This is a genomic window from Pantoea sp. X-Soil-TKNS-1211 (assembly GCF_059730495.1).
On record NZ_AP035953.1, the window covers coordinates 1,806,542 to 1,822,113 of the forward strand.

20 protein-coding genes are annotated in these 15,572 nt (G+C 55.8%); 13 read left to right on the top strand and 7 right to left on the bottom strand.

Translation table 11 applies throughout. The annotated features are described in order from the left end of the window. Nucleotides 1-125 precede the first annotated feature (125 nt). Entirely contained in the window at nucleotides 126-335 is a 210-nt protein-coding gene (locus AC6I8W_RS08665) for a DUF2767 family protein (protein WP_497837800.1), read from the top strand. Between the two features lie 34 nt (nucleotides 336-369). On the opposite strand, the gene AC6I8W_RS08670 is transcribed toward AC6I8W_RS08665, so the two are convergent. From AC6I8W_RS08670 to AC6I8W_RS08680, 3 genes are read right to left on the bottom strand one after another with little or no spacing between them, the layout of a single operon-like run. Further along, complete coding sequence (locus AC6I8W_RS08670; RefSeq protein ID WP_497837801.1) at nucleotides 370-1,377, bottom strand: Ppx/GppA phosphatase family protein; 1,008 nt, start codon at nucleotides 1,375-1,377, stop codon at nucleotides 370-372. Between the two features lie 35 nt (nucleotides 1,378-1,412). Beyond that, on the bottom strand, nucleotides 1,413-1,964 hold the full coding sequence (locus AC6I8W_RS08675) for a hypothetical protein (RefSeq protein WP_497837802.1): 552 nt from the start codon (nucleotides 1,962-1,964) through the stop codon (nucleotides 1,413-1,415). A 43-nt stretch (nucleotides 1,965-2,007) separates the two neighbouring features. Beyond that, nucleotides 2,008-2,337 (bottom strand): hypothetical protein, encoded by a 330-nt coding sequence (locus AC6I8W_RS08680; RefSeq protein WP_497837803.1) that lies wholly within the window; start codon nucleotides 2,335-2,337, stop codon nucleotides 2,008-2,010. Nucleotides 2,338-2,548: 211 nt separating this feature from the next. On the opposite strand from AC6I8W_RS08680, the gene AC6I8W_RS08685 reads away from it, so the two are divergent. Then, entirely contained in the window at nucleotides 2,549-2,731 is a 183-nt protein-coding gene (locus AC6I8W_RS08685; protein WP_497837804.1) for a hypothetical protein, read from the top strand. Nucleotides 2,732-2,734: 3 nt separating this feature from the next. On the opposite strand, the gene AC6I8W_RS08690 is transcribed toward AC6I8W_RS08685, so the two are convergent. After that, entirely contained in the window at nucleotides 2,735-3,091 is a 357-nt protein-coding gene (locus AC6I8W_RS08690) for a DUF4186 domain-containing protein (protein WP_497837805.1), read from the bottom strand. A 99-nt stretch (nucleotides 3,092-3,190) separates the two neighbouring features. Here AC6I8W_RS08690 and AC6I8W_RS08695 point away from each other — a divergent pair, with 99 nt between their 5' ends. From AC6I8W_RS08695 to AC6I8W_RS08705, 3 genes are all read left to right on the top strand, one after another. After that, entirely contained in the window at nucleotides 3,191-3,415 is a 225-nt protein-coding gene (locus AC6I8W_RS08695) for a YgdI/YgdR family lipoprotein (protein ID WP_013508714.1), read from the top strand. A 123-nt stretch (nucleotides 3,416-3,538) separates the two neighbouring features. Continuing rightward, a complete protein-coding gene (locus AC6I8W_RS08700) occupies nucleotides 3,539-3,922 on the top strand; it encodes a hypothetical protein (protein ID WP_497837806.1) in 384 nt (127 codons plus the stop codon). A gap of 22 nt (nucleotides 3,923-3,944) precedes the next feature. Continuing rightward, the gene (locus AC6I8W_RS08705; RefSeq protein ID WP_497837807.1) at nucleotides 3,945-4,358 is read left to right on the top strand and encodes a GNAT family N-acetyltransferase; all 414 of its coding nucleotides are present in this window, start codon (nucleotides 3,945-3,947) and stop codon (nucleotides 4,356-4,358) included. Here the strand turns inward: AC6I8W_RS08705 and AC6I8W_RS08710 are convergent, their stop codons facing one another. Beyond that, a complete protein-coding gene (locus tag AC6I8W_RS08710) occupies nucleotides 4,359-5,018 on the bottom strand; it encodes an MBL fold metallo-hydrolase (protein WP_497837808.1) in 660 nt (219 codons plus the stop codon). It lies immediately after the preceding gene. Between the two features lie 24 nt (nucleotides 5,019-5,042). Further along, a complete protein-coding gene (gene ldcA / locus AC6I8W_RS08715) occupies nucleotides 5,043-5,966 on the bottom strand; it encodes a muramoyltetrapeptide carboxypeptidase (protein WP_497837809.1) in 924 nt (307 codons plus the stop codon). Nucleotides 5,967-6,117: 151 nt separating this feature from the next. On the opposite strand from ldcA, the gene emtA reads away from it, so the two are divergent. Further along, nucleotides 6,118-6,759, top strand: a complete 642-nt coding sequence (gene emtA / locus AC6I8W_RS08720) for a membrane-bound lytic murein transglycosylase EmtA (RefSeq protein WP_497838137.1) — start codon at nucleotides 6,118-6,120, stop codon at nucleotides 6,757-6,759. Nucleotides 6,760-6,884: 125 nt separating this feature from the next. Here emtA and AC6I8W_RS08725 read toward each other — a convergent pair whose 3' ends face one another. Next, nucleotides 6,885-7,835: a sugar-binding transcriptional regulator gene (locus AC6I8W_RS08725; RefSeq protein WP_497837810.1), complete on the bottom strand. Its 951-nt coding sequence runs from the start codon at nucleotides 7,833-7,835 to the stop codon at nucleotides 6,885-6,887. A gap of 183 nt (nucleotides 7,836-8,018) precedes the next feature. On the opposite strand from AC6I8W_RS08725, the gene AC6I8W_RS08730 reads away from it, so the two are divergent. From AC6I8W_RS08730 to AC6I8W_RS08760, 7 genes are all read left to right on the top strand, one after another. After that, nucleotides 8,019-8,960 (top strand): D-ribose ABC transporter substrate-binding protein, encoded by a 942-nt coding sequence (locus AC6I8W_RS08730; protein WP_497837811.1) that lies wholly within the window; start codon nucleotides 8,019-8,021, stop codon nucleotides 8,958-8,960. 13 nt (nucleotides 8,961-8,973) lie between these two features. Further along, on the top strand, nucleotides 8,974-9,585 hold the full coding sequence (locus AC6I8W_RS08735) for a DUF2291 family protein (RefSeq protein ID WP_497837812.1): 612 nt from the start codon (nucleotides 8,974-8,976) through the stop codon (nucleotides 9,583-9,585). Then, the gene (locus AC6I8W_RS08740; RefSeq protein ID WP_497838138.1) at nucleotides 9,585-11,102 is read left to right on the top strand and encodes a sugar ABC transporter ATP-binding protein; all 1,518 of its coding nucleotides are present in this window, start codon (nucleotides 9,585-9,587) and stop codon (nucleotides 11,100-11,102) included. The genes AC6I8W_RS08735 and AC6I8W_RS08740 overlap by 1 nt, the downstream gene beginning before the upstream one ends. After that, a complete protein-coding gene (locus tag AC6I8W_RS08745) occupies nucleotides 11,102-12,211 on the top strand; it encodes an ABC transporter permease (RefSeq protein ID WP_497837813.1) in 1,110 nt (369 codons plus the stop codon). Before AC6I8W_RS08740 ends, AC6I8W_RS08745 begins: the two co-directional genes overlap by 1 nt. 91 nt (nucleotides 12,212-12,302) lie before the next feature. Continuing rightward, complete coding sequence (locus AC6I8W_RS08750) at nucleotides 12,303-13,133, top strand: transketolase (protein ID WP_497837814.1); 831 nt, start codon at nucleotides 12,303-12,305, stop codon at nucleotides 13,131-13,133. Beyond that, on the top strand, nucleotides 13,126-14,070 hold the full coding sequence (locus AC6I8W_RS08755; protein WP_497837815.1) for a transketolase family protein: 945 nt from the start codon (nucleotides 13,126-13,128) through the stop codon (nucleotides 14,068-14,070). Before AC6I8W_RS08750 ends, AC6I8W_RS08755 begins: the two co-directional genes overlap by 8 nt. A 2-nt stretch (nucleotides 14,071-14,072) precedes the next feature. Further along, the gene (locus AC6I8W_RS08760; RefSeq protein WP_497837816.1) at nucleotides 14,073-15,560 is read left to right on the top strand and encodes an FGGY family carbohydrate kinase; all 1,488 of its coding nucleotides are present in this window, start codon (nucleotides 14,073-14,075) and stop codon (nucleotides 15,558-15,560) included. Nucleotides 15,561-15,572: the final 12 nt, after the last annotated feature.

The following is a 15,572-nucleotide window of genomic DNA, read 5'->3' on the forward strand; positions in this document are numbered from 1 at the left end:
ATTGACTCCCTGATATTTGTGAATCGCCATTTCAGCGTAGTCAGGGAATACGTGGTCAGCAACCGGTTTGCAGGATAGCGAAATCATGACCAGGCTTGGTTAAGGTCTCAGATGTGGGAGGAAAGATGAAACGTGACGTATTAAATGAAGACGATTACGACGAAGTCTGCCGGGTGATCGGCGATGCAGTGATTGTGCTGGTAGAGTGTGGTCACGAGACCAAAAGGGAAGAGATCACCAGCCTGCTGAAACGTACGCGTCAGCATCGTGCTCATGATGAACGCGATGAACAACGTATGCTGGAACACGCTATCCGGCTGGTGAAACCGTCCTGAGAGACCGGGCGTCAGGCGGACGCCCGGTCGCCATTTATTCCAGTAAGACACCCTGAATCAGGCTGGCTTTGACGATAGTGACATCCTTAATACCGAGGGCGCGCATATAGCCTTCCACCAACAGCAAATTGCTGACATCGGTAGCGCGATAATCGCCCGTCAGTTCGCTGTCACCTTTCCAAACCTGCTGTGTTGCCGCTTGTTCCAGCGTTGCCAGATCATAGCGATTATTTTTTATTTTCAGCTGATTCTTAATCGAGAAGCCATGCACTCCGCCGATGCCAATCACCCGACGCGTGGCGAGATCTTGTTTGATCTGCGGTGGTACATCGTTGTGAGCGTAAAACTCGACAAAGCGCAACACGGAAGGGCGCCACGAGCCGATGGGATTGGGCGACGCCGCAGATGGCTGATTTTTTAACACATCGACGATAAAGTTCTTCAGCGTTACCGAGGCGAGTTTGCCTTGATAGACATCGGAAACAGCTTTCCCTTGCGCATTACGCCAGGCGGTCATCTGCATTGACCCACCGCCAATATCCCACACCAACAGGTCTTCGTCGTGTAATGTCGGGTCCTGGAACGCCGCTTTGGCAGAACGGAATCCCAGCTCCGCTTCTTGCTGCTGGCTGATAATTTTAAGCTGGACACCCGCCTGCTGATTAAAGCGATCAATCACCGCCTGGCCATTGCTGGCGGAACGGAACACGGCGGTGGCGACGCCACTGATACGTTGCGGATGATAGCGCCGCGCCTGGCTGACTAACTGTTGCAGGGCGGTTAATCCCTGCTGTTGAATTGCCTCATCCAGTTGGTTGTTGCCAGAACGTGCCAGCGCATCGTTGTAACCCACTGGACGCTGATCCTCGAACAGGACTTTGCCTAACTGATGCTGGCAAATATTCACTTCGGTCACGGCAATTTTGGTGGTGCCGGAACCCATATCAATCCCGGCGCGGGTTTGCCAGCAGGTGTCAGCAAAAGCCAGCGAAGGCAGAAAAACGGCAAAAAATAGCACTACAACGCGTACCACAAGTCGCATAGCGGCTCCTGTCAGAGGAAAATTAAAGGGAAAAATTAACGTGTGCCGCGATAAGCCGGATACCAGCTCACGAGGAAATGACGCAGATGATCAAAACACCATTCGGCATCTTCCGCCTGCTGGCAGTAATAACGCAGGGTGATTTTTTCATAGTGCAGATGACGTTGATGCAATGGCGACCAGCTCCAGTCAAGTACCGCGCGACTGTAATTGACCAGCGCGCCGCTTGCCATGTTGTGCTGCTTCTCCTGGCGGGTGAGATAGATTTCAAACGCCTGATCGAGACTGAGGACTTCATCTTTGCTGTTGGCCGAGTAGATTGGCCGGAAAGCCACATCAATAAAACCACACACTCCGTCGTCACGCCGCTGCCAGTCACAGGCCAGAGTCATAAACAGACCCTCCTGCAAATTCACCTCTTCTAACAGGCGACGCAAATTGGCGGAGTGTTGACACGCCGCAATCTCTTCAATGCGATCCGTCTCCAGCGTGAGATCAATGCCACAGGGGTTGACTGACCCATCCGCATTGCTGGTCGCAGGGAAGGGGAAGGCAATGTAGCCGTTGTTATCCAGACTCTTTTCCATGACCCAGCCTCTCAGCTTGACGATTCCTGACAATAAACACCACTCACGGGCATGTCCAGGTGATCATGGTGTTTTGAGACAGATTAATCAGGCGAAACTGTTTATCCGACAAACGTTGGGCGTAATAGCCCTCTGACGTCACCGCGGAGGGGACATACTGAAAGCGGTCATTCGAGTGCAGGGGGCCACTTTTTACCATTACACCGTCTTTGCTGACGGAGAAGGCGTTTACCAGGTCGAAAATACGCGCCTCGGTGTTGCCCATCGCCTGACCATAAATGGTGGCGACTTGTCCGGGACAATCCACGCCTTTGGGGGCGGAACTACAGCCTGCCAGTAACAATAAGGTGAGCACTACGGTGATTCGCAACATGGTCCTGTTCCCGGTTCGATCCCTGGTTTGCCGTGGCACGAAAATCACTGTGACGACCACGATATGCTGATCATAGCAGGTCTGGCGCCGCTTCCCATTTGCTATTTGTGTAATCGTTAAGCGATGAGAATGTTAAGGGGTGACTTTGCTAGCAGATAAACGGTATTCTTGCCACTATTGCGCGATGGACCAGCCTGAACGGGAGAAATGAATGAGAGAAGAACAAGCCAGCCTAATGATTCTTCAGCACGCGATCGATAAGCTTGAAACCGACCAAAAGCAACAGGTGATGCACTGTGTCGCGGCACTTCGCGCAGTGATGCAACAGTATAACCCGGACGATGCGGGTCTGGCGCTGATGTTAGTGGCGGCTGAAGTGGCCGCCGAAGAGTAGCCCTTAGCGATTCATCTCTCCCACCAGCCAGCGGTGGATAATGCGTACGATATACTGCTGCTGGTCTGCCGATAGCGGCTGATGTGCCGCAATATCATGCCATTTTGCCAGACAGCCGCGGCAGCAGGTTGCGGTCGCGTGTTGGGCGATAAACACCGGATGGCCGCGCATCGGTGTCTGTTTCCCGTCATTTTGTGGTTCGGCATCTGCCAGGCGACGGGCGATAAAATCCGCCGCATGCTGGTCGATAATATCCGGTCCTTTATCCAGACAATATTGCCGCTCCTTTTTCCCCAGGTGAAATCGACTACGAAAGGTTGATCGGGCCAGGCCCGCGAAGAGCGCGTTTTCATCTCTCATAACATCCTCCTGGGGCGATCATAGCGTATTAGTCCTTATCCTGGTTCAGTTTCCTGCTGGCTGTGCTAAACCTGCACATGGGTCCAAAAGGAGGATGAGATGAAAAAAACACTGTTTCTGATTGGTACTTTTAGTCTGGGCCTGCTGCTGGCAGGCTGCGCATCTGACCATGTGATGCATACCAATGATGGTCAAACCATTGTCACCGAGGGCAAACCGGTGGTGGATAAGGATACTGGCATGATTACTTACAAAGATATTTACGGTAAGGAACAGCAGATAAATCAAAGTCAGATCAAGGACATGTCCTCAGTGGATAATTGATTTTTTCCAGGCTGTATGTTCCGGCCCGCATCTGGCGGGCCATCCTGCTCCGCAAGACGCCTTTTTGTGATACCCTCTGCAAAAACCTAATGAAATCATCATCTAACCTCAGCGGAGAATCCAATGAAGGCGATAGCTATTGTCGCAGGCTTACTGGCATGCCAGATTGCGCCCGCCTGGAGTGAAAGCGAATTCCAGATCACCTGTCCGGGTCGCCCGACGATGACGGTCTCGCGCGCTGAGTATGGCCTCAGCACGTTGATGTGGCCGACACACCATTTCCAGATTGCAGCAGGACAACAACGCACCCGTTTGCAGGACGGTGACCCGGTCGCCATTACCCGTTTCCGTAACGGCGATCAGCTGATGGTGAATAAAAACAACGGTGACACCTTTTTCGTTTACGCAGACAGCGATAAGCTGTTGCCCTGCAATCGCACGGAAAAACGCGATATTGATATCCTCTCGCTGGAACGTTACGACGACAGCCAGCATCCGCCTTCATAATTGCCGCCACAAGGAGTCGACTATGCAAATTAAGGTCACGGAAAGCGTCACCCACCAGGATCTCGATGAGGTTCGCCTCGGACTGAACGCCTTTAACAGCCGCTTTATTAATGTTGATGAGATCAAATCAATTGGCGTGTTTGTGACCGACGCTGATGGAAAAAAACTGGCAGGACTGACCGGCTCCACCAGTGGCAACTGGCTGCGGATTGATATGTTATGGGTGAGTGATGTGCTACGCGGGCAGGGCGTAGGGAGCAAACTGATACGGGCTGCGGAAGAAGAAGCCCGCGCTCGCGGCTGTTGCTATGCCCAGGTGGATACCGCCAGTTTTCAGGCGCGCCCCTTCTACGAAAAGCTAGGGTTTACTTTACGTTTTAGTCTGGATAACTATCCACGCCATCATCAGCGTCACTACCTCAGTAAAACCCTCTGATTAACCTGGCCGCTGGCGCAAATCCAGCGGCGCTTGTTCCGCTTCATCAATCGCCGCCAGCCAGCTTTGTAGCGTCATTTTTTGCCACGACAGATGGCCGCGCGTGGTGCTCATCAACACCACATCGGGGCGTAACGCACGAAAAAGATCGAGTGACTGGAGTAACTCAGCCGGATTACTTTCCGGCACCAGCACGCTAATCCAGCGGCTATGTTCACGTGTCAATGTATCGCCAACAAACAAATAAGTGCGCCCCAGCGGCGAGTGATAAAGATAACTGCTACTGCCCGGAGTATGTCCGGGCGTGGGGAGCAAGTGAAAATCACCAAAGTGCACCTCTTGCTGGCTGAAGGTATCATCCGGCTCAATGATCCGGCTGACCGGGCCGAGTGCTCGGTTGTGGCAATACAACGCGCTGTTAAAGCGCTGCTGAATCACCAGCGCGCCTGGGGCGGCCTCATGCCAGTGGGTCAGATAATGGCGGATCACGCCACCTGCATCGGCCAGCACTTCGTGGTCGAGCGGGTTCTCAACCCGGCCAATCAGCAGGTTGCCGCGCGGATGACGCAGCATAAACCCGTGCATCATCAGGTCGCTTTCCGCAGCGCCTGCGGGAAATTCAGGTGTGGAGATCCACAAGTCGTCGTAGAGCGGCTTCAATGTCGGTCTCCTGCGGCAATGCCGTTAGCGCAATGTCGGGTGGCCGGTGAAGGCGAACTGGGCTTCTCGGTGATGAATCTGCAAACTGGCACTGGCTCCAAGGGGAAGCGTGACGGTATCCAGGCCGTGACCAAAGGCTAAATCGCTAATCACCGGTAGCTGATACTCATCCCGGACACGTTGCCAGACAGTCTCGAAATCGAAACCATTGTCGTAGTCCGAGAGGGTAGTGCTGGTGAAGCTACCGGTCACGATGGCTTTTTGCCGCGCCAGAATGCCACTTTGTTGCAGCTGAATCAGCATGCGTTCAATGCGGAATGGATGTTCGTTAACATCCTCGATCACCAGAATGCCGTCGTCAATCTGCGGTAGCCAGGGGGTGCCAATCAGTGAACAGATCATTGCCAGGTTGCCACCCCACAACGTGCCTTCCCAGCAGCCTTCATCCGGGCTGGCGCTAAGCCAGTTTAACTTGACTGTAGGTGATGTCAGCGCCTGCCAAAAGTGGGATACGGTAAAATCAGATAATGTCTCTGCGCCAAAATTACCGGCCAGCATCGGCCCGCTAAAGGTGATCAGCCCGGTTTGTGTCAGCAACGCCAGTTGCAGCGCGGTGAAATCACTGTGGCCGCACAAGGCGACGGGTTGATTTAACAGCTGACGCTGCAAACCCACATAATCGACATCATCCAGCAAACGTGACGCGCCATAACCCCCGCGAATCGCCAGCACGATATCTGGTAGCGTGCTGAGCGAGGCGAGTTGATTGACATCATCCAGCCTCTGCTGGTCGCTACCGGCGAAGCGCTGAAAACGACGGGCGATGGCGGTTTGATTATCTATATGGTGGCCTTCCGCCTGCAAACGTGTCACGGCGCGTTGGGCGGCATCCTGATTGTGGCAATAACCGGAAGGGGCGATCAGACGTATCGAACGGGGGGCAACCATAACTCTCATCCTGTGTGGGTTGGCTTGCCGATGATGACGAAATGCGTTACGGAAGTCACGACCTGGCAAGTTTTTTTACGAATTTAGGACAAACGGTAATTTTACCCAACGATAAGCCAGGTATGATAGGTTGCGCCGAATCTATTGCGGAATCCAACATTCAGTGAAAATACGACTACTTATGCTCTCTGCGCTGTTGCTGGCGGGCTGTGCCAGCGAACCGCAGACCGTGGTAACGCCAGAGAAGAATACACCTTTAACCCAGGCACCACCGTCAAAAATCACTGACGCCTGGTCAATGTTTACTGAAGATGCCGCCAGTCATTATGGCGTTGATGAAAAGCTTATCAGCGCCATTATTAGTGTCGAGTCAGGGGGCAACCCCACAGTTACCAGCCGCTCCAATGCGGTTGGACTGATGCAGATTAAAGCCTCCACGGCGGGTCGTGCAGTCTATCGCGCCCAGGGGCGTCGCGGGCAGCCAACGTCATCTGAGTTACGCGATCCGGCGAGAAATATCGATATCGGCGCGGCCTATATCCGTATTTTGCAGGAATCGGAACTGGCGGGCATTCGTGATCCGTTGACCTTGCGTTATGCCACAATTGTCTCTTATGCCAACGGCGCTGGGGCATTGCTGCGTACCTTCTCACGTGACCGCGATCGCGCCATTGCGATGATCAACGCCATGAGTCCGGATGAGTTTTACCAGCATGTGCAGAACAAACATCCGGCAGCCCAGGCACCACGTTATTTGTGGAAAGTGACCACCGCGTATCGTACCATCGGATAATCCCTAATTTGTAGCGGCGCGATTTATCGCGCAATGTTGTTCAGTTGTAGCGGCGCGATTTATCGCGCGATTCCGCGTACGTTGACGGGAAAAGACGCGCGATAAATCGCGCCGCTACAGACGGTTTACCCCTCCACCAAAAGTCTTGCGGTGGGGTAATCCACAATCAACACCTTCACATAGCCTCCGCGCAACGCGCCGCGAATCGCCTGCGCTTTCTCTTTGCCACCGGCCAGTGCCACCACCTGCGGGCAATTTTTCACCTGTGCCAGCTCCATGCCAATCACCGGATCTTCCGTTGCACTCAGTACCGGCTGCCCATCAGCGTCAAAATAATGCAAACAGATATCCCCCACCGCACCACGTTGGGACAGCGTGCGTAACATCTCTTCGTCATAATAGTTGCCGGAATTACGCAGCAGCGCTGACGGCTCCAGATCGCCAATCCCGACAATCGCCAGGTCCACCTGTTCGAACTTCTCCAGCACCACGGCCACGTCGGGATTCACCGACAGGCGCTGACGATCCTGCACCGAATGTTCAATGGACTGCGATGGCAGCAGCCACGCCGGACAATTCAACAACGCCGCCAGGTTCTGTGTCAGGATGGTAGCCTGAACGTTGCCGTTAGTGCCAACGCCCCCCAGCAACTGAATCACCCCACGACAAGGGGCGTTAAGCGGATGCAGTGCATCCACCATCGCGCGGATCGTTCCGCTCCAGGAGGAGATACCGATTAACTCATCGGCGCGTAAACGCGTTTCCAGATAGTGCGCAGCAGCGGAGCCAATCGCCTGTTTAATCTGTAAGGCGGAAGCCTGCTCCGGTACATCAACGACGATCGCCTGTGGTAGCTGGTAAGTCTGCTCGATGGCTTTCTCCAGCTCGGGAAACACGTTAGCGGGCGGGACCACGCTAATCTTTACTACGCCTTCCTTTACGCTGCGATTGAGAATGCGTGAAACAAAGGATTGCGACAATTTCAGTAGCTGTGCGATATCCGATTGCTTCAGCCCTTCCACATAATAAAGGGTGGCAATCTTCACCATCAGCCGCTGTTCATCCTGTTTTGCCATGATTTATCCCTCTTCAAATCTGCCTGGTATTGTTAATCAGCCGGCCATAAATAACAACGCTGAACAATTTGTGATCGTTTTCGCTTTTTCAGGATCCGGCATTGGACGGCATCCTTGTTGGGGTGCATAGTCATTATGCATATAAAATCGCATTTGAATATATATTCAAGCGGAGAAAAACCAATGAAAGCATCCCTCGTCAAAGTTACCCTGCTGGCTTCACTCCTGACGTTATCTGCTGCCTCACAAGCGGCAGATAAGGGCCTGTTGGCCATTATTACCCCGTCACACGACAACCCATTTTTTAAAGCCGAAGCCGATGGTGCGCTGGCAAAGGCGAAAGCGCTGGGTTACACCACGCTGGTCGCCTCGCACGATGATGACGTCAACAAACAAAACCAGTTGATTGAAACCGCCATTGCACGCAAAGCCAAAGCGATCATCCTCGATAACGCCGGGGCGGATGCCACGGTGGGGCCGGTGCAGAAGGCCAAAGATGCCGGCATCCCCACCTTCCTGATCGACCGGGAAATTAACAAGACCGGGGTGGCGGTGGCGCAAATCGTCTCCAACAACTATCAGGGTGCCCAGCTCGGTGCGCAAAAATTCGCCAAGCTGTTGGGCGGTAAGGGCGACTACGTTGAACTGCTGGGCAAAGAGTCCGACACCAACGCGGGCGTGCGTTCGCAGGGCTACCACGATGTACTCGATGATTACAGCGACATGAAGATGGTGGCGCAGCAGAGTGCCAACTGGAGCCAGACCGAAGCCTTCAGCCGCATGGAAACCATTTTGCAGAAGAACCCGAATATCGTTGGCGTCATCTCCGGTAACGACACCATGGCGCTCGGGGCAGAGGCGGCGCTGAAAGCGGCAGGCAAAACCAACGTGATTGTGGTCGGCTTTGACGGCAGCGATTACACCCGCGACTCGATCCTGAATAAAGGCAATATCAAAGCCACGGTGCTTCAGCCGGGCTGGGATCAGGCGCAGATGGCGGTGGAGCAGGCCGATTATTACCTGACGCATGGCAAAGCGCAGAAGGAAGAGAAACAGCTGATGGATTGCGTGCTGATCGACGACAGCAATGCTGCGAAGCTGAAAAACTTCCGTCTGGCGCAGTAACCGGGAGCACGGCATGAAGGGCAGAGCGACAGGCGGAATCATCATGGCGGCGTTGGCGTTGATGCTGACGGCGTGCACGGTGGTGGATCTCGACGCAAACGGCAATCCCATCATGCCGAAAGATCCCCACGCCAAACCCGGCTACACCAATCAGACGCCGCAGCAGATCGCGGAGGAGAGCTGGCAAAGCCGGGTGGCGCAGCCAGCAGAGAAACAGGCGCTGAGCTGGAATGACATGGAAACCAAAAGCCATACGCTGAAGGCGGGCACCAGTGAAAGCGTCTTTGTGCGTGCTGGTGGTACCGTCACGGCGCTGGATAGCAGTAACGATCGTGAGCGTGTGCTTACCGTCACCATCAACGGCAAACCGGTCAAGGTGCTGATTGGTCCGGTGTTACGCAGTAATGCCATCCGTGATGCCGCCGGTTACCGTTTTGAAGAGTTCACCAATCAAGTGCAGTACGCGCAGCTGACCAAAGCGTTGAACCGCCATGCGGTGAAACAGCTGCCTGCGGTGGACGCCAGTTGGCAAGGCAAACCGGTACAGATGTTGCTGGCGGTCACCATGGGACCGGGGACGGTCGATGAAGTAGTGGCAATCCAGCTGCAACAGGGGAATGGATGATGAGCGACGAAATTATCCTGCAAGCGAGTAATATTTCGATGCTGTTTCCTGGCACCCTGGCGCTGGACCGGGTGGATTATCGCGTCTGGCGTGGCAAGGTCAACGTCATCATCGGCGAGAACGGTGCCGGTAAATCGACGCTGATGAAAATTCTTGCGGGCGTGCAGCAGCCCAGTACCGGCGAGATGTTGCTTAATGGTCAGAAGGTGGTGTTTCACAGCACCCGCGATGCTGCTCGCCACGGCATCGGTATGGTGCATCAGGAGCTGAACCTGTTTGAAAACCTTAGTGTCGCCGAGAATATTTTTCTCGGCCGCGAGATTCAGCGGGACATCCGGCCGATCAATGAGGCGGAGCAGGCGCGTCGCACCGCCGTGTTGATGCAGCGCCTTGATCAGCCGATTTCCCCACAGGAGAAGGTCGGCAATCTCAAGGTGGGTCAGCAGCAACTGGTAGAGATTGCCAAGGCGCTGGCGGAGGATGCCGACATCCTGATCCTCGACGAACCGACCTCGGCGTTGAGTAAAACCGAGGTAGAAATTCTGTTCCGGGTGATCCGTGAACTGACGCGGCAGGGTGTTTCCATCATCTATATTTCGCACCGCCTGGAGGAGCTGATGGCGATTGGCGACGTGATCACCATTCTGCGCGATGGACGCTTTCAGGCCGAAGCGCAGGTGAGCGACATCGATGTGCCGTGGATTGTACGTGAAATGCTCGGCAGCGAACCGGTCAGCACCTTTCTACCGCCCGATCGGCAATTCGGTGCGCCGGTACTGGAAGCGGAGCACATCACCTGCGTCAGTCCGAACGGCAACACGCTGGTGGATGATGTCAGCTTTCAGGTGCGATCCGGGGAAATTGTCGGCATCTATGGTCTGATGGGGGCCGGTCGCACCGAGCTGTTCGAATGCCTGCTCGGCAGCCAGCGTAATTATCTCGGCAAGTTATGGCTCGACAGCAAACCGCTACCCACCCGGTTACCCACCGCGGAACGCATCCGTATGGGGATGAGCCTGGTGCCGGAGGATCGCAAACGTGCCGGTATTTTTCCCATCTCTTCGGTGGCGAGCAACCTGACCATCGCCAGCCTGTGGCGTCGTTTGTCACACCGGATGGTGATTGCGCAGCAGGCCGAGCGTGAAGCGGTGACCAGCACGGTCGGTAATCTGGCGATCAAGGTGTCCTCACCGGATGTGGCTATCAGCGCGCTGAGCGGCGGTAATCAGCAGAAAGTGGTGATTGGCCGCTCACTGTTGACCAATCCACGCCTGTTGCTGCTGGACGAACCGAGTCGCGGCATTGATGTGGGGGCCAAAGCGGAGGTGTTCCGCATGATGGTACGGCTGTCGGAGCAAGGTATTGCGGTGTTGTTTTCCACCTCCGACCTGAAGGAAATCATGGCGGTTGCCGACCGCATTCTGGTGATGTCTGGCGGTAAACTCACGGCCGACCTTCCGCGTGCAGTGGCGGAAGAAGCGGCGCTGGTCAAAGCAAGCGCACAGGGGTTCTCTTGATGAAAAGCAACAGTGCCGTGGCGTTCGCCGCCCAACCTGCAAAAGCCTTTAACTCACGTGAAGGTCTGATCCTGTTGTTGTTAAAACTGCGCACCTTCATCGCGCTGTTTCTGATTGTCGGGTTCTTCTCGGCCACGGTGCCGGATTTCCTCTCGCTCGGCAGCATGGTGATTATGGTGAAGCATATCGCGATTAACGCCTTTCTGGCGTTGGGTATCACCTTTGTCATCATCACCGCCGGTATCGATCTCTCTATCGGGGCCACGTTGGGCCTGTGCGGCATGATCGCCGGTTGGCTAATCACCAAAGGGATTGTGTTACCGATGTTCGGCATCGCGATTTTCCCCAGCGTCTGGGTGATTGTGCCGCTGGTGCTGCTGGTCGGCGGCTTAATCGGGGCGGCAAATGGCTGGATTATCACACGTTACAACGTTGCCCCTTTTATCTGCACCTTGGGCACCATGTACATCCTGCGCGGCGCGGCGATGCTGACATCCGGCGGGGAGACCTTTCCGGGCTTGCAGGGCAACCCGCTGCTCGGTAACACCGGCTTTGACAAAATCGGTGCCGGTTATTTTCTCGGTTTGCCCTGGGCCATCTGGATGATGATCGTGCTGGCGCTGGTGATTGCCTACATTGCCCGACGGCTGCCCTTTGGCCGCCAGGTGTATGCCATTGGTGATAACGAACGTGCCGCAGAACTCTCCGGGGTAAAGGTCAGGCAGGTGAAAATCTGGGTATATACCTTGTCCGGCTTCTGTGCGGCGATTGCCGGGATTGTGGTGTCCTCGCAACTGGTCGCCAGTCACCCGGCCAACGGCACCTCGTTTGAAATGAATGCCATCGCAGCAGTGGTACTGGGTGGCACCTCGCTGGCAGGCGGGCGTGGCACCATTCTCGGTACGCTGGTGGGGGCATTTGTGATCGGCTTTCTTGCCGACGGCTTAATCATGATGGGGGTCAGCGAGTTTTGGCAGATGGTGATCAAAGGTATCGTCATTATTGTCGCGGTGATCATCGACCAGATGCAAAGTCGGATGCAGCAAAAGGCCGCCGTGGTGGCCCAGAAAGCGCTGATTGAAGAGGGAGGCGGCGGAACGAAGCTTTAATCGGTTGGGGTGCAGACGGCATTTGTCTGTCCCCCTTTTTTTACTATGCAGGAATATATATTCAGTATCGATTTAAAATTCAGAGGTAACCATGAATCCTTTCAAATACTCTGTGGACGAACTGACCGCCAAAGCGCGCGCGGTGCGTCGTCGCATTATCCAGCTCAATGCTGGCAGCCCGGCGGGTGGACACACCGGGGCTGACCTGTCGCAGGTGGAAATCCTGACGGCGCTCTATTTTCGCATTCTCAATTGCGCGCCGGATCGTATCAACGATCCGCAACGCGATATCTATATCCAGTCCAAAGGTCATGCGGTTGGCGGCTACTACTGTGTGCTGGCCGAAGCAGGCTATTTCCCCACCGACTGGCTCCCTACCTATCAGCATTCCGACTCTCATCTGCCGGGACATCCGGTGCGGCAAAAAACGCCGGGCGTGGAGCTGAATACCGGCGCGCTCGGCCATGGCTTGCCGGTGGCGGTGGGTATTGCGCTGGCGGCGAAAAAAGATGGCAGCAACAGGATGGTTTATGTGGTGACCGGCGATGGTGAACTGGCCGAGGGTAGCAACTGGGAAGCGGCACTGGTCGCGGCCCATTATGGCCTCGATAACCTGGTGATCATCAACGATAAGAACAAGCTACAGCTGGCAGGGCATACCCGCGACATCATGAATACCGATCCGCTGCCAGAGAAATGGCGGGCGTTTGGTTTAGAAGTCACTGAATGCAACGGCAACGATATGGCAGCGGTGGTGGCAACGCTGGAAAGCCTGCCGCGTAACGGCAAACCGCAGGTGGTGGTGGCCGATACCGAGAAAGGTTTTGGTATCTCCTTTATTCAAAGCAAGGCTGAGTGGCATCACCGGGTGCCGAAGGGAGAAGAGATTGCCCAGGCACTGGAGGAGCTGAAAGATGAGTAACGCACAACACCTGGCCAATGTCATGGTCAATGCTTTTATCGATGCGGTCAATCGCGGTATCGACGTGGTGCCGGTAGTGGCGGATTCGACCTCCACCGCCAAAATCGCCCCGTTTATCAAGGCGTTCCCGGATCGGTTGGTCAACGTCGGCATCGCGGAACAGACGCTGGTTGGCACCGCAGCCGGGCTGGCGATTGGCGGCAAAGTGGCTGTGACCTGCAACGCCGCCCCCTTCCTGATTTCGCGCGCTAACGAACAGGTGAAAGTTGACGTTTGCTACAACAACACCAACGTCAAACTCTTTGGCCTGAATGCCGGAGCCAGCTACGGCCCACTCGCCAGCACCCACCACAGCATTGATGACATCGCGATTATGCGCGGTTTCGGCAATATCGAAATTTATGCGCCATCCTGCCCGCTGGAGTGCCGTCAGATCATCGATTATGCGCTGGACCATGTGGGGCCGGTGTATATCCGTCTCGACGGTAAAGACCTGCGCCAGCTGCACGATGACAATTACCAGTTCCGTCCCGGCAACATCGATGTGTTACGCAGTGGAAAAGACATCGCCCTGGTGGCGATGGGGTCGACGGTCCACGAAATTGTTGATGCTGCCGAGCAGCTGCAAAGCCAGGGAATCGACGCGGGTGTGATCGCCATTCCATCGATTCGCCCTTGTGATACCCAACAGCTGCGCGAACTGTTAAATCACTATCCTGCGGTGATTACGGTTGAGGAGCACAACGTCAACGGTGGCGTTGGCAGCCTGGTAGCGGAGGTGCTGGCGGAAGGCGGTTGTGGCATCCCGCTGTTGCGGCTGGGCATTCCTGATGGGCAATACGCGATAGCGGGTGACCGCGCCTCAACCCGCGCCCGACATAGCATCGATGCCGCCAGCGTGGTGAACAACGCGGTGCGTATCTGCACAGGAGAGTAAACATGGCAGGTCCGTTAATACTGGCGATTGATGAGGGCACCACCAACGCTAAAGCGATTGCCGTGGATCGCGATGGCACGGTGGTGGCGCGTGGCAGTCAGCCGCTGGCCCTGCACCATCCGCAGCCCGGTCTGGCGGAGCAGGATCCTTTAGCCATCTGGCAGGCGGTGAAACAGGCGGTCAGCGACTGTCTGGCCCAATGCCAGGGCGAGACAGTGGCGGCGGTGGCGATCAGCAACCAACGCGAATCGGTATTGATTTGGCAGCGGCGTGACGGGCAGCCATTAACACCGCTGGTAAGCTGGCAGGATCGGCGTTCTGAATCATTCTGTCGTGATTTGCGCCAGGCGGGTAAAGCACCGCGCATCACCGGTCTGACCGGGTTGGCGGTGGACCCGATGTTTCCCGCCGCCAAACTGACCGGCATGCTGGCGGCGCTGCCGGATGGCCTGGCGCGTGCCCAGGCGGGCGAGTTGTGTATTGGCACGGTCGACAGCTGGATCAGCTGGCAACTGACCGGCGGTGAATGTTTCGTCACCGATCACGCCAACGCGGCGCGCACCCAGTTATATAGCCTGCACAGCGGTGACTGGGATGACGAACTGTTGGCGCTGTTTCATATTCCGCGTGCGGCACTGCCTTCAATCGTGCCGTCAGCCAGCGCACAGGGCGTGGTAACGATCCACGATATCCCCGGTTTACCACCCGGCACACCGTTGCTGGCGCGCATTGGTGATTCCCACGCCGCGCTTCAGGCGCAGCGCAGCGGCAGCGAAGAAGTGGTGAAAGCCACTTATGGCACTGGCTCCTCATTGATGATGTCAATGGCGACGCCGTTATTGACCGAAAACGGCCTCAGCACCACGGTGGCGTGGCATGACGGCACCTTACGTTTTGCGTTTGAAGGCAACATCACTCACACCGGTTCTGGCGCGGCCTGGTTGGGACGGATGATTGGTATCAATGATCCACGTGAGTTGACCCAACTGGCGCAAAGTACCACGGGCAATCAGGGCATCTACTTTGTTCCGGCGCTGTCCGGGCTGGGTGCGCCCTGGTGGGATCTGCAAGCACGCGGCATGCTGTGCGGGTTAACCGATGCGGCCACCCCGGCGGTGCTGGCTCGGGTGGCGCTCGAATCCATTACCTTCCAGATTGCTGATGTTTTTTTTGCTATGGAACAGGCGAGTGGGGTGCGGCTTCCCGCGCTGTGCGTCGACGGCAGCGCCACGGAAAACAGTTGGCTGATGCAACTTCAGGCTGATGTGTTGCAGCGTCCACTACGTCGTGCGCCAACTCCGGAAGTCTCGGCGTTGGGGGCCGCGTTGCTGGCCGGGCGCACGCTGGGCTGGTGGCAGCAGGGCAGTGACATGGCGGCGTTGCAGGGGGGAAGCCTGATCGAACCGCGTGCGGATCAGGCGCAGAGCATGCGCGAGAATTATCAGGGATGGCTGGCAGCCGTGGCACGCTGTCGTTATCAGCCTTGCTAATGTCGATCCGTG

Excerpts from the sequence above, each read along its gene's own strand:
- AC6I8W_RS08665 (WP_497837800.1), top strand. The coding sequence starts at position 126 with ATGAAACGTGACGTATTAAATGAAGACGATTACGACGAAGTCTGCCGG.
- AC6I8W_RS08670 (WP_497837801.1), bottom strand. The coding sequence starts at position 1,377 with ATGCGACTTGTGGTACGCGTTGTAGTGCTATTTTTTGCCGTTTTTCTG.
- AC6I8W_RS08675 (WP_497837802.1), bottom strand. The coding sequence starts at position 1,964 with ATGGAAAAGAGTCTGGATAACAACGGCTACATTGCCTTCCCCTTCCCT.
- AC6I8W_RS08680 (WP_497837803.1), bottom strand. The coding sequence starts at position 2,337 with ATGTTGCGAATCACCGTAGTGCTCACCTTATTGTTACTGGCAGGCTGT.
- AC6I8W_RS08685 (WP_497837804.1), top strand. The coding sequence starts at position 2,549 with ATGAGAGAAGAACAAGCCAGCCTAATGATTCTTCAGCACGCGATCGAT.
- AC6I8W_RS08690 (WP_497837805.1), bottom strand. The coding sequence starts at position 3,091 with ATGAGAGATGAAAACGCGCTCTTCGCGGGCCTGGCCCGATCAACCTTT.
- AC6I8W_RS08695 (WP_013508714.1), top strand. The coding sequence starts at position 3,191 with ATGAAAAAAACACTGTTTCTGATTGGTACTTTTAGTCTGGGCCTGCTG.
- AC6I8W_RS08700 (WP_497837806.1), top strand. The coding sequence starts at position 3,539 with ATGAAGGCGATAGCTATTGTCGCAGGCTTACTGGCATGCCAGATTGCG.
- AC6I8W_RS08705 (WP_497837807.1), top strand. The coding sequence starts at position 3,945 with ATGCAAATTAAGGTCACGGAAAGCGTCACCCACCAGGATCTCGATGAG.
- ldcA (WP_497837809.1), bottom strand. The coding sequence starts at position 5,966 with ATGGTTGCCCCCCGTTCGATACGTCTGATCGCCCCTTCCGGTTATTGC.
- AC6I8W_RS08725 (WP_497837810.1), bottom strand. The coding sequence starts at position 7,835 with ATGGCAAAACAGGATGAACAGCGGCTGATGGTGAAGATTGCCACCCTT.
- AC6I8W_RS08730 (WP_497837811.1), top strand. The coding sequence starts at position 8,019 with ATGAAAGCATCCCTCGTCAAAGTTACCCTGCTGGCTTCACTCCTGACG.
- AC6I8W_RS08735 (WP_497837812.1), top strand. The coding sequence starts at position 8,974 with ATGAAGGGCAGAGCGACAGGCGGAATCATCATGGCGGCGTTGGCGTTG.
- AC6I8W_RS08740 (WP_497838138.1), top strand. The coding sequence starts at position 9,585 with ATGAGCGACGAAATTATCCTGCAAGCGAGTAATATTTCGATGCTGTTT.
- AC6I8W_RS08745 (WP_497837813.1), top strand. The coding sequence starts at position 11,102 with ATGAAAAGCAACAGTGCCGTGGCGTTCGCCGCCCAACCTGCAAAAGCC.
- AC6I8W_RS08750 (WP_497837814.1), top strand. The coding sequence starts at position 12,303 with ATGAATCCTTTCAAATACTCTGTGGACGAACTGACCGCCAAAGCGCGC.
- AC6I8W_RS08755 (WP_497837815.1), top strand. The coding sequence starts at position 13,126 with ATGAGTAACGCACAACACCTGGCCAATGTCATGGTCAATGCTTTTATC.
- AC6I8W_RS08760 (WP_497837816.1), top strand. The coding sequence starts at position 14,073 with ATGGCAGGTCCGTTAATACTGGCGATTGATGAGGGCACCACCAACGCT.